The sequence below is a fragment of the Cylindrospermopsis curvispora GIHE-G1 genome (genome assembly GCF_014489415.1).
GTDB classification, from domain to species: domain Bacteria; phylum Cyanobacteriota; class Cyanobacteriia; order Cyanobacteriales; family Nostocaceae; genus Raphidiopsis; species Raphidiopsis curvispora_A.
In genome coordinates, this window is sequence record NZ_CP060822.1 from 251,431 (window position 1) to 274,352 (window position 22,922).

General features: G+C 40.3%; 20 protein-coding genes and 3 tRNA genes. 14 read left to right on the top strand and 9 right to left on the bottom strand.

Translation table 11 applies throughout. The features are described 5' to 3' along the window. Nucleotides 1-18: 18 nt before the first annotated feature. The 3 genes from IAR63_RS01225 to IAR63_RS01235 form a co-directional block, all read right to left on the bottom strand. Nucleotides 19-708 (bottom strand): urease accessory protein UreF, encoded by a 690-nt coding sequence (locus tag IAR63_RS01225; protein WP_187706300.1) that lies wholly within the window; start codon nt 706-708, stop codon nt 19-21. Next, on the bottom strand, nt 683-1,129 hold the full coding sequence (gene ureE / locus IAR63_RS01230; protein WP_187706301.1) for an urease accessory protein UreE: 447 nt from the start codon (nt 1,127-1,129) through the stop codon (nt 683-685). The genes IAR63_RS01225 and ureE overlap by 26 nt, the downstream gene beginning before the upstream one ends. Nucleotides 1,130-1,243: 114 nt before the next feature. Further along, a tRNA-Ser gene (locus IAR63_RS01235) sits at nt 1,244-1,330 on the bottom strand. A 133-nt stretch (nt 1,331-1,463) separates the two neighbouring features. Here IAR63_RS01235 and IAR63_RS01240 point away from each other — a divergent pair. From IAR63_RS01240 to IAR63_RS01265, 6 genes are read left to right on the top strand one after another with little or no spacing between them, the layout of a single operon-like run. Beyond that, nucleotides 1,464-1,832 (top strand): 2Fe-2S iron-sulfur cluster-binding protein, encoded by a 369-nt coding sequence (locus tag IAR63_RS01240; protein ID WP_187706302.1) that lies wholly within the window; start codon nt 1,464-1,466, stop codon nt 1,830-1,832. Nucleotides 1,833-1,842: 10 nt separating this feature from the next. Further along, complete coding sequence (locus IAR63_RS01245; protein WP_096547507.1) at nt 1,843-2,484, top strand: thermonuclease family protein; 642 nt, start codon at nt 1,843-1,845, stop codon at nt 2,482-2,484. 34 nt (nt 2,485-2,518) lie between these two features. Next, a complete protein-coding gene (locus tag IAR63_RS01250) occupies nt 2,519-3,316 on the top strand; it encodes an inositol monophosphatase family protein (protein ID WP_187706303.1) in 798 nt (265 codons plus the stop codon). A 43-nt stretch (nt 3,317-3,359) separates the two neighbouring features. Continuing rightward, nucleotides 3,360-4,571, top strand: coding sequence for an ATP phosphoribosyltransferase regulatory subunit (locus tag IAR63_RS01255; protein ID WP_187706304.1), 1,212 nt, complete (start codon nt 3,360-3,362; stop codon nt 4,569-4,571). 28 nt (nt 4,572-4,599) lie between these two features. After that, nucleotides 4,600-4,827 carry an indolepyruvate ferredoxin oxidoreductase subunit alpha gene (locus tag IAR63_RS01260; RefSeq protein ID WP_115538646.1) on the top strand — a complete coding sequence of 76 codons (228 nt, stop codon included), beginning with the start codon at nt 4,600-4,602 and terminating at the stop codon, nt 4,825-4,827. Nucleotides 4,828-4,839: 12 nt separating this feature from the next. Further along, the gene (locus IAR63_RS01265) at nt 4,840-5,607 is read left to right on the top strand and encodes an ABC transporter ATP-binding protein (RefSeq protein ID WP_187707299.1); all 768 of its coding nucleotides are present in this window, start codon (nt 4,840-4,842) and stop codon (nt 5,605-5,607) included. A 35-nt stretch (nt 5,608-5,642) separates the two neighbouring features. Here IAR63_RS01265 and IAR63_RS01270 read toward each other — a convergent pair whose 3' ends face one another. From IAR63_RS01270 to IAR63_RS01280, 3 genes are all read right to left on the bottom strand, one after another. Next, nucleotides 5,643-6,275, bottom strand: a complete 633-nt coding sequence (locus tag IAR63_RS01270) for a Uma2 family endonuclease (RefSeq protein WP_187706305.1) — start codon at nt 6,273-6,275, stop codon at nt 5,643-5,645. A gap of 38 nt (nt 6,276-6,313) precedes the next feature. Continuing rightward, nucleotides 6,314-6,910: a dCTP deaminase gene (gene dcd, locus IAR63_RS01275; RefSeq protein WP_096547502.1), complete on the bottom strand. Its 597-nt coding sequence runs from the start codon at nt 6,908-6,910 to the stop codon at nt 6,314-6,316. Nucleotides 6,911-7,127: 217 nt separating this feature from the next. Beyond that, nucleotides 7,128-7,200, bottom strand: a tRNA-Arg gene (locus IAR63_RS01280). A gap of 477 nt (nt 7,201-7,677) precedes the next feature. Between IAR63_RS01280 and IAR63_RS01285 the strand changes: the two genes are divergently transcribed. Beyond that, nucleotides 7,678-8,667 carry a helix-turn-helix domain-containing protein gene (locus IAR63_RS01285; protein ID WP_187707300.1) on the top strand — a complete coding sequence of 330 codons (990 nt, stop codon included), beginning with the start codon at nt 7,678-7,680 and terminating at the stop codon, nt 8,665-8,667. 348 nt (nt 8,668-9,015) lie between these two features. After that, on the top strand, nt 9,016-10,932 hold the full coding sequence (gene sir, locus IAR63_RS01290; RefSeq protein ID WP_187706306.1) for a sulfite reductase, ferredoxin dependent: 1,917 nt from the start codon (nt 9,016-9,018) through the stop codon (nt 10,930-10,932). A 60-nt stretch (nt 10,933-10,992) separates the two neighbouring features. On the opposite strand, the gene IAR63_RS01295 is transcribed toward sir, so the two are convergent. Beyond that, entirely contained in the window at nt 10,993-12,564 is a 1,572-nt protein-coding gene (locus IAR63_RS01295; protein WP_187706307.1) for an iron uptake porin, read from the bottom strand. Nucleotides 12,565-13,008: 444 nt separating this feature from the next. Between IAR63_RS01295 and IAR63_RS01300 the strand changes: the two genes are divergently transcribed. Genes IAR63_RS01300 through IAR63_RS01310 form a run of 3 tightly spaced genes read left to right on the top strand, consistent with a single transcriptional unit; the run spans nt 13,009 to nt 15,674 of the window. Then, entirely contained in the window at nt 13,009-14,010 is a 1,002-nt protein-coding gene (locus IAR63_RS01300) for a metal ABC transporter solute-binding protein, Zn/Mn family (protein WP_187706308.1), read from the top strand. 2 nt (nt 14,011-14,012) lie between these two features. Continuing rightward, nucleotides 14,013-14,834, top strand: a complete 822-nt coding sequence (locus tag IAR63_RS01305; protein ID WP_177169504.1) for a metal ABC transporter ATP-binding protein — start codon at nt 14,013-14,015, stop codon at nt 14,832-14,834. Between the two features lie 3 nt (nt 14,835-14,837). Further along, a complete protein-coding gene (locus IAR63_RS01310; protein WP_187706309.1) occupies nt 14,838-15,674 on the top strand; it encodes a metal ABC transporter permease in 837 nt (278 codons plus the stop codon). Between the two features lie 26 nt (nt 15,675-15,700). On the opposite strand, the gene IAR63_RS01315 is transcribed toward IAR63_RS01310, so the two are convergent. Continuing rightward, the gene (locus IAR63_RS01315; RefSeq protein ID WP_328701217.1) at nt 15,701-16,645 is read right to left on the bottom strand and encodes a DNA cytosine methyltransferase; all 945 of its coding nucleotides are present in this window, start codon (nt 16,643-16,645) and stop codon (nt 15,701-15,703) included. A gap of 2,946 nt (nt 16,646-19,591) precedes the next feature. Here IAR63_RS01315 and IAR63_RS01320 point away from each other — a divergent pair. Next, nucleotides 19,592-19,664, top strand: a tRNA-Phe gene (locus tag IAR63_RS01320). Between the two features lie 32 nt (nt 19,665-19,696). Here the strand turns inward: IAR63_RS01320 and IAR63_RS01325 are convergent. Further along, the gene (locus IAR63_RS01325) at nt 19,697-20,809 is read right to left on the bottom strand and encodes a ferrochelatase (protein WP_187706310.1); all 1,113 of its coding nucleotides are present in this window, start codon (nt 20,807-20,809) and stop codon (nt 19,697-19,699) included. Between the two features lie 190 nt (nt 20,810-20,999). Between IAR63_RS01325 and IAR63_RS01330 the strand changes: the two genes are divergently transcribed. Both IAR63_RS01330 and IAR63_RS01335 read left to right on the top strand, forming a co-directional pair. Continuing rightward, entirely contained in the window at nt 21,000-21,575 is a 576-nt protein-coding gene (locus IAR63_RS01330) for a hypothetical protein (protein WP_187706311.1), read from the top strand. A 66-nt stretch (nt 21,576-21,641) separates the two neighbouring features. After that, nucleotides 21,642-22,871 (top strand): MFS transporter, encoded by a 1,230-nt coding sequence (locus tag IAR63_RS01335; RefSeq protein WP_115538655.1) that lies wholly within the window; start codon nt 21,642-21,644, stop codon nt 22,869-22,871. Nucleotides 22,872-22,922 lie beyond the last annotated feature (51 nt).

The window sequence follows — 22,922 nt, forward strand, 5'->3', positions numbered from 1 at the left end:
TAATGTTTATCAACTATTCTAACTTCTGAATAGTCTTGTGTACTGAGTTTCGTGTTGCATACTAGCTAAAGATAAACCCCAACTACAACAACTGAGATGATCATCTTCCAGGGAGAGAATTTCCTCCACTGTTGTATCTAATAGTCCCTGTAACTCCCACAACAATTCTTGACCACTGGTTTGACCTAAGGGAATGAGTTTTATGCCTGCTGTAATTAAATTACTCACCCAGCTATGTAAATATGCCAACAACGCTACCCGAGTATCAATTTGCCAGTGTCCACAGCCAATACCAAAGGCGATCGCATAGTTACAAGGATAACCAACCGTATTGGATATGGATGTAATTGGGGGTGATAACTTGCCCAATAATTGTAAGAGAGATCTTCCCATTTGCCAACTAGCAGCGCGCAGTTCTTGTGTATCTCTAAAAGCAGACAACCAAGAGTTCCATTTTTTCAACCCTTCTAAATCTTCCAAAGTAGTGGCTTGTATGGTTCTAATCATAACTGCACCATCAATACGAATTGAGCCGTAGCGCAATTCGGAATCTAACCAATTTTTCAGTCCAACCCTGTCGTGAATAGTCCTATTTTCCACGAGCACTTCTAATCCCTCAGAATAGCTATAAGCACCCACAGGTAAAGAGGGACTGGCTAGTTGTAAAATAGACAAAAAACGACTATTCGTGAGAGTGATGGTCTCCATAAGCTCCTAGTTCGGGGTAAAAAGGTGCCACTTCTTCTGTCACCTCCAACTGCAATTTTTGCAGCATCGATTGTAGCACTAAATCGGGAGACAAGCGCAAATAATCAGTAGTAAGTTCCACTGGTACATGACGATTGCCCAGGTGATAAGCTGCTCGTAGTAATTGTATAGGGGTTGTGCCAACCACTGTCAAAACAGGTTCGGGTTTGGCAACAATTTTTATCCAAGTTGTTTCACTTTCATCTGCGAGCATATCTCCATGATGAAGAACCTTCCCGCGAGATAAACGCCAACATATTTCCTGATGGTTTTCTAATATTAAGCGATAACGACTGCGCCTGCGTTCCTCAGCAGTAAGGGGTAAAACTAAGTCAAAAGCAGTGTGACCATGGTCGCTTTTCAGTTTTGTTAATATCAACATGGCAAGCTGGAATAAGATTCACCACAAGTTTGAAAACCATATAAGTAGGGAGGCACAATGTTCATCTTATATTTAATTCTACCCACCCACTTACGCCTATTCAGAATTAAGAGACGGAGAGGGAGGGATTCGAACCCTCGTTGAAGTTTCCTCCAAACAGCATTTCCAGTGCTGCGCCTTCAACCACTCGGCCACCTCTCCAGTAGGTCATGAGTTATAACTATAAACTAAGATCTTAAAAAATGCAATGGTTAAATCAAAAAATTTTTGCCATTTTTGCCAGGTATGTTTTTTACAATAGGGTGGTTATATATTTTTCCAACTCCGACGAAACATGACTCAAACCCACACAATTACAGTTCATAATCGCCAAACTGGCCTATCCCATAGGGTGCAAGTTCCCCATGATCGTTACATTCTCCACTCCGCAGAAAACAATGGTGTGGAATTGCCCTTTTCTTGTCGCAATGGGGCTTGTACCACCTGTGCTGTGAGAGTTTTATCCGGGGAAATTTACCAACCCGAAGCTATTGGTTTATCTCCAGAATTACGTCGTCAAGGTTACGCCTTGTTATGTGTAAGTTATGCTTGTTCCAACCTAGAGGTAGAAACTCAAGATGAGGATGAAGTTTATGAACTTCAATTCGGGCGATTTTTTGGCAAAGGTAAGGTAAGGGCTGGGTTCCCCTTGGAAGAAGACTAGAGGCAAATTAATGAGGATTATAGAACTTTTCCTAGGGAATGATAACAAAGTACCCAGGATGGCAATTAGGGGCAATTCCTGGAATTGTATAAGTTTGCTGCCAATTGTACTTTGTTGTTCACTAATGTTCCTCTTAGTAGGCTGTCAAAGCAAGGACAAAACCAAAGATAGTATAGTTCAAGCGAGAGTAGTAAGAGTAGTAAGCGGGCAAACCCTAGAAGTGGCAAAAATAGGAGAGCCAACAAATTCAGTCTCCTCCGTGCGACTAATTGGTTTAGACGCACCCGACCTGCGTCAGTACCCTTGGGGAGAAGATGCCAGAAAATTGTTAGAAAAGTTGATTCAAGATGCCAATAGTGATAATACTACCAATAATAATACCAATAGCGCCCAAATCACACTAGAGTTTGATTTACAAACCCAGGATAAATTTGGACGCAACCTAGCTTATGTTTGGAAGGATCAGGTGCTAGTGAACGAGCAGATCATCAAACAAGGGTATGCTCTATTTGCAGGAAGATCCCCTAATCACAAATACGATTTACGCCTGGAAAATGCCCAACACTGGGCTAGACTCATGGGGGAAGGGATTTGGAATCCAGAAAACCCCTTACGTCTAACTCCCGGTCAATTTCGTCGGATCAACGGTTAGGTTCCCGCTTTTTTATTTGCCATTGGCCATGGAGATGACGAATTTACAAGTTTTTCTAGACATTGCTACGGAAGCAGCCCTAGCTGCTGGTGTGATTTTACAAGACTATTTAGGGAAGGTAGAAGATGCAATTAGTGAAAAAGGTAGACCGGGTGATTTAGTCACTGCTGCTGATCAAACCGCTGAAAAAGCAATTCTGGCAGTGATTAATCGTCACTTTCCCGAACACCGTATCTTAGCTGAAGAATCAGGAAAACTGGGAAATCAAACCAGTCAGTATCTTTGGGTAATTGATCCCCTGGATGGCACCACTAACTATGCCCATCAATATCCCTGTTTTTCTACTTCCATTGGATTGCTAGTGGAGGGAGAGCCAAAAGTAGGTGTGATTTACGATCCCCTCCGGGAGGAACTATTTCAAGCTGCTGCTGGTCTAGGTGCAACACGTAACCGTCGTCCCATTAAGGTCTCCACCACCACAGAATTGGGCAAAAGTCTCCTAACTACGGGTTTTGCCTATGATAGAAGAGAAACAAGTGATACTAACTATCCAGAATTTTGCCACTTTACCCATCGGACCCAAGGTGTGAGACGGGGGGGATCCGCAGCCTTGGATTTAGCTTATGTTAGCTGCGGACGGGTGGATGGATATTGGGAAAGGGGTCTTGCTCCCTGGGATATGGGTGCTGGTATAATTTTAGTGCGGGAAGCAGGAGGTAAGGTTACCGCCTATAATGGTAGTGATTTAGAAATTGATTCTGGGAGGATCCTAGCTACTAATGGTTATCTTCACCAGGTCATTAGTGATGAACTAATGCAGGTTAACCGCTAATTTGGATTTGGTTTAGTTATTTGTTTGGTGGGAAGAAAAAATCATGGTGTATCAACCAGCAGCGGGAGCTAGAGATTTATTACCCTTAGATGTGGCTCAAAAACGCTGGATTGAAGATAGGTTACAACAGGTTTTTCATCGTTGGGGATATCACAGGATTATCACCTCAACTTTGGAGCGTATGGATACTCTCATGGCCGGAGAGGCTATTGATCGCCATAAAGTTATACAGTTACAAACCGGTCAAGATGAAGAATTGGGTTTACGTCCCGAATTGACTGCTTCTATTGCTCGGACCGTGGTTACCCGTATGGCCATGGCTAATTATCCCCAGCGATTATATTACAATGCCAATGTGTTTCGTCGTAATTGGGAAAAACGACACAATCGTCAGCAGGAATATTATCAAGCAGGTGTAGAACTGTTAGGTGCTGAAGGTTTATTGGCTAATGCAGAAGTGTTACTTTTAGCCTCTAACTGTTTGACAGCTCTAGGGTTAAACCAATGGCATTTAATTTTGGGTGAAGCAGGAATTACTAAGTCCCTACTCAATGCTTTCCCCCCAGAAATGAGAAGCCAGGTGAGAATGGCGATCGCCAATTTAGATAGGGTAGCCATAGATACTTTACCCCTGGGTGAGGATCTACATAAACAGGCGAAAATCATGATGGATTTACGGGGAAAAAGTGGGGAGGTGTTGCAAAAAGTCAGTAATTTCCCTTTAGATTCCAGTCAGCAAGCAGCGGTCAACCATCTGAAATCCCTGGTGGAATTATTAGAAGCGGAAGGGAAATTTTCTCTCATTCTTGATCTGAGTCTCATTCAAACCATTGATTATTACACGGGAATTGTGTTTGAAGTGGTGGGTGACCTGAATGGTCAGGCCCAGGTTTTAGGACGGGGAGGTCGCTATGACCAACTGTTGGGTTTATATAATCCTCGAGGAGAAAATATTCCTGGTATTGGGTTTGAATTGAGTATTGATGATTTATATCAAGTTTTATCCAGTACCCAACAATTACCCCAAACTATTCCTTCCAGTAATTGGTTAGTAGTACCAGAAGGGGACAATGCTCAAGTTGCCACTTTTGCTTATGCACAAAAGTTACGAGATTCAGCCGATTTAATTAGGGTGGAAATGGAATTAGGAGGCAAAGATCCTCAAGGGGTTCGTGAATATGCCAAAGAACGCTCCATAGCCCAAATTGCCTGGATTAAATCCGATGGCACAGGCAGAATTGAAACCGTTAGTTGATGGAAAAATAATTAAGAGAGGAGAATCTATGCCACATACAATAGTTACAGAAACTTGCGAAGGAGTTGCAGACTGTGTTACTGCTTGTCCAGTAGCGTGCATTCATGAAGGTCTAGGTAAGAATATGAAAGGTACAGATTGGTACTGGATAGACTTTACCACTTGTATTGATTGTGGTATATGTTTACAAGTTTGCCCAGTAGAAGGAGCAATAGTTCCCCAGGAACGACCTGAATTACAAAAAATACCACAATAATAGGTGATAATGATGATAAACAACCCGGAAAATAGTCCTAAAAACAACTCCAGAAATAATTACCTACTAGAAGTAGAAAACGTCCACGCGGGGTACATTAAGGATGTGGATATTTTGCAAGGGATTAATTTTCGGGTTGGTTATGGAGAGTTGGTCACTGTCATTGGTCCTAATGGTGCAGGGAAATCTACCTTGGCTAAAACCATTTTTGGACTCTTGACACCTCACACGGGTACCATCACCTTTGGGGGAGAAAAAATCAACGGGTTAAAATGTGATCAAATCGTTAAGAAGGGTATGTGTTATGTACCCCAAATAGCCAACGTTTTCCCCTCATTAACCATAGAAGAAAATTTGGAAATGGGCGCTTTTGTCAGAAATATCCCCCTAAAACCCTTGAAAGATAAAATCTTCACCATGTTTCCCAGATTAGGCGATCGCCGTTTGCAACGTGCTGGAACTCTATCTGGTGGAGAAAGGCAAATGTTAGCTATGGGTAAAGCTTTAATGTTAGAACCGAGACTACTATTATTAGATGAACCGTCAGCAGCTTTATCTCCTATTTTAGTGACCCAGGTCTTTCAGCAGATTAAACAAATTAATCAGGGGGGAACAGCTATAGTTTTAGTAGAGCAAAATGCCCGGAAAGCACTAGAATTAGCCCATACAGGATATGTATTAGTCTCTGGAAAAGATGAGATCTCCGGATCAGGTCAGAAATTGCTCCAAGATCCCAAAGTGGGAGAATTATACCTGGGTGCAGGAGAGGTGAGGAGATAGTAGATGCGGAAATGTTGGGTTGCGTTCTACCCAACCTACAATCTACCTACCATATTTACACTACCACCAGCAGTTAAAAGTTGTTTTGCAGTTAATTGTAAACTGGGGAAAATAGCAGAAACAAGAAGATCATCATGTTGAAACAACTGCTTTTGATACTCATCTTCAATTAACTTACAAATAGTAATAGTTGGCTGCTTAACTTTACCAATATATTCCCTACCACCTAAACCCAAATAATCTATAATCCAATATTCAGGTACACCTAATAAAGCATAATCTTCCACCTTACGAGCATAATCATTTTGCCAGTTTGTACTCACAACTTCTGCAATTAACTTAATTAATTTTCCTGATGTAATTACAGGTTCTTGTTGCCATAAAGGCTCATTAATTAATTGAGTTTGATCCAGTACAATCACATCAGGACGAAAAGCCGTATTAGTTCCCAAAAGTTTCACCAAGCAGCGAGAAGGTGTAAAATATGGTAAATCTTGATGATCAATTTCTACATTGAGTTTACGACTGGTAAAAGCTGATATTTGTTCATGTGGTCCAGTGGGTTCCATCTCGATTAATTCCCCATCAATTAATTCATAATGATTATTGTCACCATATTGAGTAATAAACTCATTGACAGTGATTAGTTTTGGTGCTACTTGTACCATGATGATTTTTCCTCATAATTTAGTTCAATATAATTCAACTATACTTTAGCTAAAGTTACTCTTTCAGGCTGATTTTGATATTTACCTACTCTATCTGCATAGGTAGTTTGACATGGTTCTCCTTCTAAAAACAATAATTGCACAACTCCTTCATTGGCATAAATTCTACAATCAGCACTTGATGAATTACTAAATTCCAGGGTAAGTGCGCCATTCCACGAAGCCTCCGCAGGTGTAATATTTGCTATCAAACCCACACGAGCATAAGTGCTTTTTCCCAAACAAATTGCAGTTACATTAGGAGGTATTTGTAATTTTTCTAATGCTACTCCTAGTCCATAAGAATGTGCAGGAATAATAAAAAAATCTCCATCTTCATCATGTTGTAAATCCACAGATTCTAAATTTTTGGGATTAAATTTTTTAGGATTAACAACTGTTCCAGGAATATGTTTAAATACTAAAAATTCTTTAGGTGATAAACGTATATCATAACCATAGGAAGATAAGCCATAACTCAATGCAGGTACTTCTGCGCCAGATTCTAACCTGATAGTGCGAAGTAAACTAGGTTCAAATGGTTCAATCATTCCTTTCTTTGCTTCTTCAATTATCCACTTGTCATTCTTCAGCATTTGATAGTTACCTAAATTCCTAACCTCGTTATTCTAGCATGATTAAGGATACCAATACAGTAACTCCCGAAGAAATTGCTCAGTTTCGGACCCAATTAGCGGATTATCCCAGTGCGATCGCGGCTTTTGGATGCAATTGAGGGGTGTGAGGGCTATTTGGAGGATGCTATACCATGTTAATGTGCCCACCAAAGCGGGTACAGAATGAGACAAAAAGCGAGCGCGGCAGGGTTCGAACCTGCGACCAATTGCTTAGAAGGCAATTGCTCTATCCACTGAGCTACGCGCCCAATTTCAGCACTTGTAAATTCTCAAAACATCCCTCACTATCCCCAGACTCAACACAGTTCCTGTATTGATCGTGGAAGATTTTTTAGGCTTTCGTGTTTGGTGGAGTCCCAAATGCCATACAATTCTACAATAGACAGGAATTTTCGGAATGTCAACCTTTTACCCAAAAATTAAACTGTGCCTCTAGGTTTGTATAAGTTTCTGATCCATGAATCAAAATCTGACGATAGCTTGTCAATGGTTACTCAATCTCGATATACTGGACAGATGGCGAGCTAGTTATTATAAGTTAGTGGTTAAATGTGACGAATCCCGTGCTTCCAAAGCTCCTACTAATTCTAGTTAATTTGGTAACAGACTAAGTGAGAATAAGAAGTTTAAATTTCCTGATAATTGCTGATAGGGATGTAAATGGTGCATAAAAGTTCGATTAGTGCCTTACAGACAAATAAAGTTAACAAATTTTGGTGTCTACCGTGAGAAAACTAACAGATTCAGACAAGACTGAAATTCTCAAACTCTATAGAGAAACCGCCGAAACTACCTCAACTTTGGCAGAACGCTATGGAGTGAGTAACTCCACCATTAGCCGTCTGCTTAAAGGTATTTTACCGGAAGAAGACTATGAGTATCTAGTTTCCCTCAAGCGCGCTGCTAGAACTCCGGAAGGTAGGGCCCTAGTAAGCTATGAACAACTACCCCTGCTGGGTCAATCCCAGGGGGATGAGATTGCAGCTACCCAAACTCCGCTGGAGGACTTAGAACCTCCCAAGGTTGAGGTAACCAGAGTTGATACACCTGAGATGGAAGTGTCCAAACCTGTAATAAAGGAAATCAGGGATGTTGTAGATATTCAAACGACACCCATTCCTGCTCCCATCATTAGAAGAGTGAAGACACGCTCCTCTGCAACGGACAAGCCTCCCTTTGCAGTCTCTCCAGACCTGGAACCAGTCAAAGACCAAGCTACAATCCTGGAAGAAACCGATTCCCAAGCTAGTATCATTGCTAATATGTTTGGTGATGATTTGCTCGACGAGTCTGAGGATTTGGATGATTTAGATGATGATTTATATGAAGACGAGGAGGATTTTGAAGAAGAGGAGTTTGAAAGACCTACACCTTTTGTAACCAGATCTAGAGCAGGAGATGGCTCTGTTCAAATCTTGCCACTTTCAGTTGCATCACTACCAAAAACGTGCTATTTGGTAATTGACCGCTGTGCAGAACTAATTACCAGACCCCTAAAAGACTTTGGGGATTTAGGCGCTATACCCATTGTGGAAACCCAACAAAAAACCCTGCCAGTATTTGATAATCATCGAGTGGCTAAACGCTTCTCTACCAAACGCGATCGGGTGATTAGAATACCTGACAGTAGGGTGCTGCATAAGACTAGTAACCATTTGCAAGCTAAGGGTATTACCCGACTATTAATTGATGGTCAGGTTTACTCTTTGACCTAGGGTGTACTTAAAACCACAGGTTCTGGTGGTCTTTCGCTCTCCATGAGGTAACATGGCTTTTTCTCCCGAAAGTACTTGCCATGTTCACCAGAGAAATGTACAATAATTTAACTGATAAATTTTGCCCTCCACAGTCAACCGAAGAGAGCGGGGGTCTCCATGAGGGAAAATAATGAAGGCTAAATGTCAAAACTTGCATGAAAACAAATAAATATTCAGTTACATTTATTGACTAAATATATGTACTTGAGGTATTAACAATCAGGAGCAATTCTGAATACTCATAACTCAATATAACTCATACCTAATTACCTTACTACCAACACTACTCACAATTGTGTCACTGTAATGATTAACTCTGCACCTTCCTCGATTAGCGATCGCAAGCCTTCTAAAGTAGAGGGGATAAAAGAAAAAAGTAACTTTCTTAGGGAGCCCCTAGCCACGGAAATCCTTGAGGATACTACCCATTTCACCGAGGACGCAATACAAATTCTCAAGTTTCACGGTTCCTACCAACAGGATAATAGGGATAACCGAGTCAAAGGACAGGAGAAAGACTACCAGATGATGCTGCGCACAAGAAACCCTGGTGGTTTGGTTCCGCCCCAGCTATACCTAGCCTTGGATAAATTAGCTGATGAATATGGTAATCATACACTAAGAGCCACTACCCGTCAAGGCTTTCAAATTCATGGTGTGTTAAAAAAGAACTTGAAAACCGTAATTGGGACTATCATCGAAAATCTTGGGTCCACCTTGGGAGCTTGCGGGGATATTAACCGCAATGTGATGGCACCCCCCGCACCTTGGAAAAACCGTCCAGAATATCAATATGCTTGGGAATATGCCCAAAATGTTGCTGATTTACTGTCTCCTCAAACGGGAGCTTATTATGAAATTTGGTTAGATGGGGAAAAAGCCATCACAGCCCAAGAACACCCAGAAGTAAAAGCAGCAAGGCAAAAAAATGGCACTGGGACTATTTTTCATGACTCCGTAGAGCCCATTTATGGCACCCATTATATGCCACGTAAATTCAAGATTTGCGTGACCGTACCCGGTGATAATTCGGTGGATTTGTATTCTCAAGATTTAACCCTGGTAGTCATTACTAATGAGCAAGGAGAACTGGAGGGTTTTAACGTCTTTGCTGGTGGTGGTTTAGGAAGAACCCATAACAAGGAAGAAACTTTTGCTCGGTTAGCAGATGCTATTTGCTATGTAGATAAAAAAGATGTCTATGAGCTTGTGAAAGCAATTGTTGCCACCCAAAGAGATTATGGCGATCGCACGGACAGAAGACATGCCAGGTTAAAATATCTAATACAAGACTGGGGAGTAGATAAATTCCGGGCTAAAGTAGAAGAGTATTTTGGCAACAAGGTTAAACCTTTCCAAGAGCTACCACCATTCAAATATCAAGATTTTCTGGGATGGAATGAGCAAGGGGATGGTAAACTGTTTCTAGGGATTTCCATAGACAATGGTCGAGTGAAAGATGAGGGGAAATTTCAACTAAAAACTGCCTTACGGACCATAGTTGAACAGTTTGACCTACCCATGCGTCTTACCCCCAACCAGAACCTAATTTTCTATGATATTGTCCCCAAAGATCGGCAAACCATTCAAGCCATTTTAGAAAGATCCGGGGTAATTACCAATCCCCAGACCATTTCTACCCTAACCCGCTATGCCATGGCTTGTCCAGCCTTACCCACCTGCGGTTTAGCTATTACCGAATCAGAAAGAGCAATACCTGGAATATTAGAGCGGATTCGCACCTTACTGGATAAGGTAGGTCTGCAAAAAGAACACTTTGTAGTCAGGATGACCGGTTGTCCCAATGGGTGCGCTCGTCCCTACATGGCCGAATTAGGGTTTGTAGGGAGCGCGCCAGAATCCTATCAGGTATGGTTAGGTGGTTCCCCGGATCAAACCAGATTAGCACAACCAATAATTGAGAAATTGCACCACAATAGTATTGAGAGCTTTTTAGAACCCATCTTTGTCTTTTTCAAGAAGTCCCGTCAAGCGAAAGAGAGTTTTGGTGATTTTTGTGATAGGGTTGGTTTGGATGCCATTCGGGAATTTTCAGCTAGTTACAAGCCAGAAGAGGTAGTTAGCACTAGTAAATACCGACATCGGGTAAGTTTGCAAGATGACATTTACTTACAGCTCAAGCAAACCTCAGAGAGAGTAAATAAACCCATGACTCAGCTGGTCAATGAAGCGTTGGCTACCTATTTGGCACAGTTGGACTAAACACACCTGACTAGAGCTTTAATCCAGGGAATTCAATTCCCTGGATCCCCCTATGATTGGTTAGAAACTAAAGGTAGTTCTCAACGCGCCAATAATAACACTGTCATTTTGCTTGTTGTGATTTGGTGCAGTTAGCCAAATCAGACCGGGAGTGACGGTGATATTGTCATTGACTTTAAACTGATAAAAACCTTCCAAATGATAGGAAGTATCTTTGTCTTTAAGTCCGGACAAAGTGGTGCTTGCATTGGTCACTTTTGGCTGCATACCGACTATTAAACCACCCAAGTTGCCTTTTTTCCACAAATCTGGAAAGGCCAGGTTAACAGCATAGTTCCAAATATCCACATCTCCTTTTATACCCGTTAACAACTGGCTCTTGGTATATCCCGCCCAACCTTCTAAACGCAGTTTGGGGGTAACACCCAGGGATGCTTGTACTCCGTAGGAATTGCTGGAGAAATTGCCCAAGAAATTGGTTGTAGCATTATTGCTACCCGCAGCAAGTGGCAAATTGTAGGAGTTGATGTAGGTCAGTCCCAGAGTAACACGGTCACTTGGTTTAACAGTTAACTGAGCTAAAGCTCCGTAGGGTCCCTCAAACAAACCCTTACCAGAAGCGGGACTAGCAGCGCTACTGCTTCCAGTACTCATATCTCCACCCAAGTACCCTAGGCTCAATGTTAAATTTTTATTGAACTCGTGGTTTATTCCCAAACCGCTAGCACCCAATTGGGAGTAAATAGGGTTACGCGTACCAAAGGTAGATAAAGCACCAAAAGCACCATCACCATTAAAGCTGGTAATAGTGGTAGTTAGGTCCTCCGCTGCACCATCGTTAGCAACAGCTATGACCTGGGTTTTATCACCTATGGGGAATTTGTATGACAATGCACCCACGGAAAGAGCTGTACTAGCTCCACCACCCCCAAAGTAGAAACCTGCTTCTGTAGTTCCCACATCAGGGGTTCTAATGTTATTACTTTGAAGTCTGGTAAATAGGGTATCTTTACCTGTAAAACTGGTAACCAGCTCCAATCTTGTCCGCGCTCCCAAGGTGGCACTCCTACCCGCTCCCGGATTTCCGTCAACCTTCCTAGCAGAAATGTCACTAACAACAGCTACTACCTGACCTTGCAATTTTGTGGTTGTGGAAAATTGGGTTGCTTCCAATCGGGTGGTTTTAGCCTCTAATGTATCTACACGACGCTTGAAAGTTTCCAGTTCCGGACCAAACTGTTTTTGCAGTCTCTCTATATTGGCAATGTCCTGTTTAGTTACCTGATCAGCAGTAGCACTACTAATTAGCTCATTAACACGGTCTAAACAAGCACTTAGTGCGGCGGCAAATTCAAATCTGGTCAGTGTTCGATTACCACGAAACTTGCCATCGGGATAACCACCCACACAACCATAACGCTCAATTAATGACTGTATTGCTTGAAATGCCCAATCCCCCGGTTGCACGTCTGATAGCTGGGACACGGATGTCATCTGGGATATGTAGTTTGGCTCAGATACCTGTACAGATGATTCTGTTTTTGACACATCCTCGGCTAAAGCACTGCCACTCATAGAAATGGCATATCCAAGTACAGAACTTGTTAGCAAATACAACAGAAATTTTTGCATGGCTTCCTCACACCTCTTTATCATTAGCATCAGCATCTTTCCCAACTACTGGGTAAATGCAAACACTCAAGAAAAATCCTTTCCTTCTCACCTTAACACCAAGCAAACATTTTTTTAACCTCAAGTTAACAAACCCTGATTTATTTCCCAGTTGATCCTGGTAGTATCCATATTTTCCTTAGCTCCCATGAAAATATTGCTTCACCTCCACTCCGCTCTATAGGATCTACCCAAAGCTACCTAAACCTTTACAGATATGGACTACCTACTTCCTGTTTCATCGTAGTCTCAAGATGATTCTTGAGAGGTTTGTCTACTCCACAAGCTATCTCTAATGTCTGGGTAGAATTTTTTCAGCTTTTAGCCCATTAGCTATTGCCTGATAATGATAATTATTATAATATTTTTCTGGTGATGTTTTTTAGTATGGTTCGAGGAGAGAACATGAAAAAGTTTGGCAAAACTACCAAAATCACTAAGATTGCCAGAAAGATTCTGGGTTGGTCATCTTCTGTCTTATTTATTTCTTTAATATATGGTTGTGAGCGATCGCAGGTTAATTTACCAACAGAAAAATCAACATCAACCGAATCTAGTCCAGCTACTCAAACTAAAATAGTGGCAACATTTTTACCGGTCTACCTATTCACCAAAGCTGTAGTAGGGGATGTGGCCAAGGTAGACGTGTTAGTAAAGCCTGGTACTGATATTCATGAATATCAATCTACTCCAGATAATGTCAAGGCGATCGCCAGTGCGAACATTTTGGTAAAAAATGGTCTAGGGTTGGAAGAGTTTTTAGAGGGTACAGTGAAAAACGCTAAAAACCCTCAATTAGTAGAAATTGATGCTAGTAAAGGGATTAAGATTATAGACGAGGGTTCACCAGTAGAGGAAATAAAAGGGGAGGAACACGACCATAAACATGATCACGCCCAGGGAAATCCCCATGTGTGGTTGGATCCGGTATTAGCTAAACAACAAGTGATTAATATTAGAGATGGTTTAATTGCTGCTGATGCGCGAAATAAACAGATCTATAAAACTAATGCAGCGACTTATATTCAGGAATTAGACAATCTCAACAATGAATTTGAGCAAACTCTTAGTAAAACTCCCAACTGCACCTTCATCACTTTTCATGATGCTTTCCCTTATATAGCTAAACGTTATAATCTGAAACAGGTTGCAGTGGTAGAGTTACCAGAGGATAAACTCGCACCAGGAGATATACAAGCGGTAATTAATACGGTGAGAAAGTACAAAGTTAAAGTTTTATTTAGCGAACCAGGAATAGATAATAAACTACTTACCAGTCTTGCTCAAGATTTGAATCTAACTTTATATTCCCTCAATTCGTTAGAAACAGGAGAGAGAAATCCCCAGTATTATTTTCAAGCCATGAGAGACAACTTAAAAAGTTTAGCAACAGGATGTCAAAAATAATAATGACTCAAAATCCGTCAAATCAGTCAAAAATTACATTACCAATATTAAAGGTAGAGGGGTTGAACATCTACCAGGGGAAATATTTGGCCATTAGAGATGTTTCCTTTGAATTGTTTCCGGGGACGGATACAGCTATAGTTGGACCTAATGGTGCTGGTAAAAGCACCCTGGTAAAGGGGATTTTAGATTTGATTCCCCACACTGGTGGGAGAATTGAGATTTTTGGTCTTCCCCTTTCCAGGTTAGGGAATTTACGTCAATTACTGGGCTATGTACCACAAAACTTTATCTTTGATCGTAGTTTTCCTATTTCCACAAGTGAGTTAGTAGGACTAGGTATTGGTCAATATGAATCAGTCGGTGGGAGAAATAGCTCTTCTGTTAATTCATGGTTATGTAAATTTCGGCAAATCCGACGACAAGAATCCACAGCTATTAAGGTAGCATTACAGCGTACAAATTCCTACCATTTAAGAAATAAGACCATTGGCACACTCAGTGGTGGTGAATTAAAAAGGGTTTTGTTGGCCTATTGTTTAGTAACTCCCCGAAAACTGCTAATTTTAGACGAAGCTTTCGCTGGGGTGGATATTCAGGGAGCAGCAGATTTTTATGCTTTGCTCAATCAGTTAAAATTAGAAGAGCAGTGGACTGTATTACAGGTTTCCCACGATATTGACATGGTGAATCGCCATTGTGACCGCGTGCTTTGCTTAAATCAAACCTTGGTCTGTTCTGGTAAACCGGAAATTGCTCTTTCACCACAAAATCTGTTAGCAACCTATGGCCCAGGTTTCAGTCGTTATCAACATCATCATTAAATAATGACTAGTCTTATTACTAATATTCACGACTTGTTTAATCTTTTGCAATTTCCATTTATGCAACGTGCCATGATAGGCGCAGTATTAATGGGAACATTGGGGGGGTTATTGGGCAGTTTTGCCACTCTACGCCAACTATCCTTTTTTAGTCATGCGGTGGGTCATGCAGCACTGGTGGGAGTTGCTTTGGGAGTGTTATTAAATACTAATCCCCATTGGATGTTATTGCCATTTACCCTAATTTTTGGTGTCATTGTCCTCTACATAATCGACCAAACTGATTTAGCTAGTGATAGTGTGCTTAGTATAGTCTTATCAGGATCCTTAGCCATCGGTGTGATCCTCACCACCATGATTCAGGGATATCGTGGTAACCTAATGGCGGTTCTCTTTGGGGATATTCTGGCCATTGACCATACGGATTTAATTTTAACCCTGATCATCTTATTAATAAGTAGTATTTTTATATTATCAACTATGCGATCGCAAATTTTGTTGACGTTAAATCCGGATGTGGCTAAGGTTCAAGGTATACCGGTTGAAATTTATCGCTATATTTTTGTGATTTTATTATCTTTGGCAGTTGCGGTAGCAATTAAAGCAGTAGGTATATTACTAGTGAACGCATTTTTAGTAATTCCCTCAGCGACAGCCAAATTAATGAGTGAGCATTTCAGTAAATTTTTAATCTTATCAGTGTTAATAGGTTGTATGAGTAGTATTGTTGGCATGATAGTTTCTGGTCTGTTTAACCAAGCTTCTGGTCCGACCATAGTAATTGTGCAGTTTCTTTTGTTTGTGTTTACTTTTAGTTGGGTTAGATTGAGGAGGATATAAATGGAGTATCAACATTAAGACCTTAGCTAGTCAAATATTAACTCTAATTGTCTGACAGTAGTAATTTTGTTTTGGTTTTTATCTTTAATATATTCATTAATACAGTTTGCAACATATTCGGCAAGTTTTACTGGAACCGCGTTACCTATCATTTGCTCTAGATCTGTCTTACTACCATTGAAAATAAAATCTTTGGGAAAAGTTTGAATTAAACTTCTTTCTTTAGTTGTTAATGGTCTTACCTGATCTGATATTTCAATTGGGTCACCATTATGCTTCTTATAACCTTTGGGAATTGGTCTATTTACACCACGAATTGTTGGACTTGGTTCATAGATGCTAAAAACTCCTCTTCTTGCATAACTTCTAGGATGTCGGTAGTAGTATTCAACACCTAATGAGTTGCCAAAATATTCGAACAATGTCATGGGTTGACCGGATTGATTTTTATTCAAATATGGGGTTAAAAAATTGTCAGGTGACTGGTTATTTCCTACCAAAAAGAAACGCTTTCTTGACTGTGGAACTCCACAGAAACTTGCATCCAATACTTGATAAGAAATTCCATAACCAGCTTGCTTAAAAAGTAATATAGCTTCTTTAAGAATAGGACTTTTAACTATTCGCTCAACATTTTCCATGACAAACCATTCAGGTTTGGTATCTACCACAATCTTGGCGTATGAAATGGTCAAGTTTGCACGGCCCAATGTTTCATCTCTTTTTCCTGCACTTGAAAAGTCTTGGCAAGGTGGACCACCAATAATCATTTGTGGTTTAAGATCTTTGATAAATTCAAGTCCTACTTGAGTTCCCAAATCCGTTTCGTAAACTGGGTGCTTGAAATTGTCCCGGTAAACCTTTACAGCAGCTCTCCACTGGTCAAATGCTGCCAATATTTGAAAACCTACATTTTGAAAACCCAGCGATAATCCCCCACATCCTGCAAATAAATCTACTGTTTTCATCATCGAAAAAGTGTTGGATAGTTATAAATAATTGCATCAAATCTTCTTTCCGGACTCAGGGAGACAGGGAATGAATTGTCTCAAAGCCTAAGTCGGTTGAAAACCGACTGGTTTTGTAGTGAGTCATTATGGGTAACCCATTCTACAAATAATTGTGCCTCCCTACAAGGAATAGCGATCGCTTTTTCGTGAAGGGGGGATATCAAATATTAGTAGTGTTGGGTGGAGAAAACACAACAGGCAATTTACCAAACATGACCAAATTATGTGGGGTTATAAACTTGTAGTTAATAACGCTAAAAAACGGTTGCACAATTGTATTAACACTTAAACTCATGTATAAAATATAAACAATAAGAAAAAATTATGTTTATAGGGGGTTGAGATAAGTTTTTTTGTGGTCGAAGGGGTAAAAATGTGGTACTATGAAGGTTGATTATAATGGAGTGTGAGCATTCGCAAAAAAGTGCACAGATTCCCATTGTCAAACTATCATGTCCAAGAGACAATAGTCAACCCCCTCATGGAGAAAAAAATGGGCGCGTGGGTAGATTCCTCACTTGAAATTAATTGCGATCGCTATTTTATAGGATTTTCGGTGTAATTACCAAAGGTAGGAAAAATCCTGCTAGGAGATAGAAGGAAGAGCGATCGCTCTTTCGCGAAGGGGGGTAATATCAAATATTAGTAGTGTTGAAACACCAGCGGGATATAGAGTTCCATTATTATTAGGTGGAGAAAACTCAACAAGCAATTTACCAAACGTGACCAAACTATATGGGGTTGTAAACTCATTGTTAATAACGCTAAAAAACGGTTACACAATTGTATTAACCCCTAAATTCATGTATAAAAGATAAATAATAAGAAAAAATTATGTTTGTAGGGGGTTGAGATAAGTTTTTTTGTGGTCGAAGGGGTAAAAATGTGGTATTATGAGGGTTGATTATAATGGAGTGTGAGCATTCGCGAAAAAGTGCACAGATTCCCATTGTCAAACTATCATGTCCAAGAGACAATAGTCAACCCCCTCATGGAGAAAAAAATGGGCGCGTGGGTAGATTCCTCACTTGAAATTAATTGCGATCGCTATTTTATAGGATTTTCGGTGTAATTACCAAAGGTAGGAAAAATCCTGCTAGGAGATAGAAGGAAGAGCGATCGCTCTTTCGCGAAGGGGGGTAATATCAAATATTAGTAGTGTTGAAACACCAGCGGGATATAGAGTTCCATTATTATTAGGTGGAGAAAACTCAACAAGAAATTTACCAAACGTGACCAAACTATATGGGGTTGTAAACTCATTGTTAATAACGCTAAAAAACGGTTACACAATTGTATTAACCCCTAAATTCATGTATAAAAGATAAATAATAAGAAAAAATTATGTTTGTAGGGGGTTGAGATAAGTTTTTTTGTGGTCGAAGGGGTAAAAATGTGGTATTATGAGGGTTGATTATAATGGAGTGTAAGCATTCGCGAAAAAGTGCACAGATTTCCATTATCAGACTATCATGTCCAAGAGACAACAGTCAACCCCCTCATGGAGAAAAAAATGGGCGCGTGGGTAGATTCCTCACTTGAAATTAATTGCGATCGCTATTTTATAGGATTTTCGGTGTAATTACCAAAGGTAGGAAAAATCCTGCTAGGAGATAGAAGGAAGAGCGATCGCTCTTTCGCGAAGGGGGGTAATATCAAATATTAGTAGTGTTGAAACACCAGCGGGATATAGAGTTCCATTATTATTAGGTGGAGAAAACTCAACAAGAAATTTACCAAACGTGACCAAACTATATGGGGTTGTAAACTCATTGTTAATAACGCTAAAAAACGGTTACACAATTGTATTAACCCCTAAATTCATGTATAAAAGATAAATAATAAGAAAAAATTATGTTTGTAGGGGGTTGAGATAAGTTTTTTTGTGGTCGAAGGGGTAAAAATGTGGTATTATGAGGGTTGATTATAATGGAGTGTGAGCATTCGCGAAAAAGTGCACAGATTTCCATTATCAGACTATCATGTCCAAGAGACAACAGTCAACCCCCTCATGGAGAAAAAAATGGGCGCGTGGGTAGATTCCTCACTTGAAATTAATTGCGATCGCTATTTTATAGGATTTTCGGTGTAATTACCAAAGGTAGGAAAAATCCTGCTAGGAGATAGAAGGAAGAGCGATCGCTCTTTCGCGAAGGGGGGTAATATCAAATATTAGTAGTGTTGAAACACCAGCGGGATATAGAGTTCCATTATTATTAGGTGGAGAAAACTCAACAAGAAATTTACCAAACGTGACCAAACTATATGGGGTTGTAAACTCATTGTTAATAACGCTAAAAAACGGTTACACAATTGTATTAACCCCTAAATTCATGTATAAAAGATAAATAATAAGAAAAAATTATGTTTGTAGGGGGTTGAGATAAGTTTTTTTGTGGTCGAAGGGGTAAAAACGTGGTATTATGAAGGTTGAGTATAATGGAGTGTGAGCATCAGCGAAAAAGTGCACGGATTTCCATTGTCAGAGTATCATGTCCAAGAGACAATAGTCAACTCCCCCCATGGAGAAAAAAATGGGCGCGTGGGTAGATTCCTAACTTGAAATTAATTGCGATCGCTATTTTATGGACTTCCGGTGTAATTACCAAAGGTGGGAAAAATTCTGCTACGAGATAGAAGGAGTTGCGATCGCTCGTGAATATCAAATACTAGTGAGTGGAATTAAATATAAGACACAAATTTCCATTGTCAGAGTATTATGTCCAAGAGACAATAGTCAACTCCCCCTGAAAAAAATTCCGTGGGGATGTAATAGGAGATAGATGGCGATCGCTATTTTATGGGTATTATACAACAATTTTCTTATGAAAAAATTTCTTTGAAATCCCCTTGACAAATAACTATAACTTTGTTATGGTTATCTAATGTGAGCAATAAACAAACCTAGCCGGGATAGCTCAGTCGGTAGAGCAGAGGACTGAAAATCCTCGTGTCACCAGTTCAAGTCTGGTTCCTGGCATTTTCAAATCCCCTATTTCCCCGTTTCCCAACTTAGTGGTGATGGTGATGATGGACGGACAATTGAAGATTTACTTCCTGTCCTGCTTCCTTCATCAACTCGCTAATCTGGGTGTTAGCCCAACCGGCAGCCATTTTTAAGAATTGTGGGTGGTCATTAACACAAGGCATTTGCACATAGTCTAGACCAGAATACTGTTTCTCCAAATCATGAATTATATGGTGTACATCCAACAGGGTTTCATGATTTTCTGTGGCAAAACCAATGGGCATAAATATCACCACTTTAGCACCCAATTGAATTAAATTTTTGGCAGCTTGAGTAGCATTGGGTTGAGTCCATTCAATTAGAGGTGTGTCGTGGTTTAACCAACCCACAGAAATTAAGGGATAACGGTGAATTAATTTCTCCCTGACTAACTCATAGAGAATTTGACTTTCATCAATTCCTGATGTGAATCCTTTGGCTTTGTGTGGACAACCATGATTGAGCAGTACAATGCCAATTTGGGAAGGTAAATAATTAGTCGCCAAATCACTACTAACTTTTTCCTCTACTAGTCTTGCCATTAAACTTATATATTCTGGCTCATTGTAAAAGGACGGAATATAGCGCGTTCCCTTGAGCCAATGTTGTTCCCCATCCGATAATTCTGCTAAAGCTTTATTAACTTGTTCGATCGCTATACCACTGGTGAAGATAGAGTCTACTACTAATAAGGGATAGATTAAGATTTTTTCAAAGCCTTGATTTTTGATCTCAGCTAAAACTTGTCCAGGCAAAAAGGGAGCGCAAAAGTTAAAAGCTTTGAAAACTTGAACCTTATTACCCCATTTATGTTGTAATTCGTGTTCAATCCCTGCTCGTTGCTTTTCAAAAATGGCGTTGTGAGGAGAAATAAAATCATGATGGGTATGTCCCCATTCATGACGGTCAAACAGTGCCAAAAGTTTAGCTAGGGGAGGATAAACCCAAGTAGGAACGGGTGCAAATTTGGCAGTGAGCAGATTTAACGCCTGTTCATTATAATTAGCAAAATCCTCATAACTCTCCACTTCACCATAACCCATTAGTAATACCGCTATGGAGTCATGGTTTGGTAGATGCTCGTGAGTATGTTGTAGTTTTTCTGGTGTTACAACCACAATAATTACCTCAATATTTTAGTGGAATCATCTTGGACTCTTGATGTCGATGTTAAAAATCATCAAAGCCAAAGATTACAATCTATACCTACTATCCCCAACCATTATTATCCTATCCCAGGGGATAGGATACTGTTGCACACAAAAATATACATATTGTTCCAAAAAAATGGGGTCAAGGATTAAACCTATGCAAATTGTAATCTGTCCTGGAATTCATCAGCGGGAATTGACTCAAAGATTCATCGAGGATTTATGGTCTCTAGGGGAAAATAACCTCAACAATCTACAGATGGATAACATGTTAGTATTTCCCGAAGAGGGAATTTTAACTTTATCAACATTTCATATTTTACTGTTTATGGGCGATCGCCTGGGGAATAGGTTAGAATCACCGGTGATATTCATTGGGTTTAGTGCGGGTGTGGTGGGAGCGATGGGTGCTGCTATCAAATGGCAAATGCGGGGTGGAAATGTAAAAGCGTTGATAGCTATAGATGGGTGGGGGGTTCCGGTAGGTGGTAATTTCCCCATTCATCGTCTGAGTCATGACTATTTTACCCATTGGAGTTCTGCTATTCTGGGTAGTAAGCAAGATAATTTCTATGCAGATCCACCAGTGGAACACTTGTCAATGTGGGGATCACCGGGAAAAGTGCAAGGTTATTGGCAAAACCTATCCACAGGGTTTTTCGGGTGTCCAACCTACCTGAGTGCAACGGAATTTTTACATTTGCTGCTAAAAAGTTATGATAGTGAGTTATGAGTAAACCGACCATGGAGGTTAAACCTTGGGTCTTGATTTTCGCCAATCACCAATCAAACAATTCTCATGTTTCCCACGGAACCTACTGCAATTAATCAAGGCTTTAGTGCCCTGGTCAAAAACCGCAATTTTATGCTGCTGTGGATTGGTCAACTAATATCCCAGTTAGCTGATAAGGTATTATTAATACTAATGATTGATTTATTGGAGAAAAAATACTTACCTCCCCATTTATCATCGGGGACTGGAAGGTTTTATCTGTATATGGCATTTACCCTACCAGCAATATTCTTTGGTTCGGTTGGTGGTGTAATTGTTGACAGAATGCCCAAGAAGTTAATTATGATTGGTTCCGATGTCATTCGCGGTGTATTAACACTGAGTATAGCGTTCTTACCTCGACAGCTGGGGATTCTATTAGCACTGAATTTTGGTATTTCCTCGGTTACTCAATTTTTTGCCCCAGCGGAACAAGCTACCATACCTCTTATGGTCAAAAAAGAGAACTTGATGGCAGCTAATGCTCTATTTAGTAGTACCATGATGGGTGCACTAATAGTGGGTTACGCCTTAGGCTCTACTATTTTAAATGAGGCGGAACATATTGGTATTGATTTTGGTAAAGAACTACTGGTGGGTTTATTATACTTGCTATCTGCTGCTATTATGCTACCCATCCAGTTTCGAGAACAGCGTCACACTTCTGTAGTCAACCCGGTGGCAGAATTTTTACAGGGTTGGCAATATCTGAGGACAAACCGCTTGGTATGGAATGCTATGATTCAAATTGTAGCTCTATACTGCGTTTTTGCATCTTTACTGGAATTATCCATTAGACTAGCAAACAGACTAAAATTAGAACAAACAGATTTTAGCTTTTTCGTAGCTGCAGCTGGTGTAGGTATGGTTCTGGGCGCAGCAATAATTGGGCATTTTAGTCAACAGCTAGATCGTCAACCCTTACCCCTAATTGGGTTTATATTTATGGCATTGGCACTGGGAATGTTTATTTTCACCTATAACCTTCCCTGGGGTTTATTTCTATGTGTTTTCCTGGGTCTAGGAGCATCCCTGGTTAACGTGCCCATGCAAACCCTAATTCAACAATATACTCCCCCATCCATGCACGGGAAGGTATTTGGCTTTCAAAATCACGCCGTGAATATTGCCCTTTCCTTCCCCCTACTAATTACTACTAAACTGGTGAATGCTCTGGGTTTATCTTTATTTCTGTTTGGCATGAGTCTCACTGTGGCTATAATTGGCCTGTGGACCTGGCAAAATACTAGAGAATAAATAAAGTGTCGGTTTTTCAATTAAAATGGTATCCTAAATACAAAATCCAGG

Coding starts and splice junctions, on each gene's coding strand:
- IAR63_RS01225 (WP_187706300.1), bottom strand. CDS start 708: ATGGAGACCATCACTCTCACGAATAGTCGTTTTTTGTCTATTTTACAA.
- ureE (WP_187706301.1), bottom strand. CDS start 1,129: ATGTTGATATTAACAAAACTGAAAAGCGACCATGGTCACACTGCTTTT.
- IAR63_RS01240 (WP_187706302.1), top strand. CDS start 1,464: ATGACTCAAACCCACACAATTACAGTTCATAATCGCCAAACTGGCCTA.
- IAR63_RS01245 (WP_096547507.1), top strand. CDS start 1,843: ATGAGGATTATAGAACTTTTCCTAGGGAATGATAACAAAGTACCCAGG.
- IAR63_RS01250 (WP_187706303.1), top strand. CDS start 2,519: ATGACGAATTTACAAGTTTTTCTAGACATTGCTACGGAAGCAGCCCTA.
- IAR63_RS01255 (WP_187706304.1), top strand. CDS start 3,360: ATGGTGTATCAACCAGCAGCGGGAGCTAGAGATTTATTACCCTTAGAT.
- IAR63_RS01260 (WP_115538646.1), top strand. CDS start 4,600: ATGCCACATACAATAGTTACAGAAACTTGCGAAGGAGTTGCAGACTGT.
- IAR63_RS01265 (WP_187707299.1), top strand. CDS start 4,840: ATGATAAACAACCCGGAAAATAGTCCTAAAAACAACTCCAGAAATAAT.
- IAR63_RS01270 (WP_187706305.1), bottom strand. CDS start 6,275: ATGGTACAAGTAGCACCAAAACTAATCACTGTCAATGAGTTTATTACT.
- dcd (WP_096547502.1), bottom strand. CDS start 6,910: ATGCTGAAGAATGACAAGTGGATAATTGAAGAAGCAAAGAAAGGAATG.
- sir (WP_187706306.1), top strand. CDS start 9,016: ATGATTAACTCTGCACCTTCCTCGATTAGCGATCGCAAGCCTTCTAAA.
- IAR63_RS01295 (WP_187706307.1), bottom strand. CDS start 12,564: ATGCAAAAATTTCTGTTGTATTTGCTAACAAGTTCTGTACTTGGATAT.
- IAR63_RS01300 (WP_187706308.1), top strand. CDS start 13,009: ATGAAAAAGTTTGGCAAAACTACCAAAATCACTAAGATTGCCAGAAAG.
- IAR63_RS01305 (WP_177169504.1), top strand. CDS start 14,013: ATGACTCAAAATCCGTCAAATCAGTCAAAAATTACATTACCAATATTA.
- IAR63_RS01310 (WP_187706309.1), top strand. CDS start 14,838: ATGACTAGTCTTATTACTAATATTCACGACTTGTTTAATCTTTTGCAA.
- IAR63_RS01315 (WP_328701217.1), bottom strand. CDS start 16,645: ATGATGAAAACAGTAGATTTATTTGCAGGATGTGGGGGATTATCGCTG.
- IAR63_RS01330 (WP_187706311.1), top strand. CDS start 21,000: ATGCAAATTGTAATCTGTCCTGGAATTCATCAGCGGGAATTGACTCAA.
- IAR63_RS01335 (WP_115538655.1), top strand. CDS start 21,642: ATGTTTCCCACGGAACCTACTGCAATTAATCAAGGCTTTAGTGCCCTG.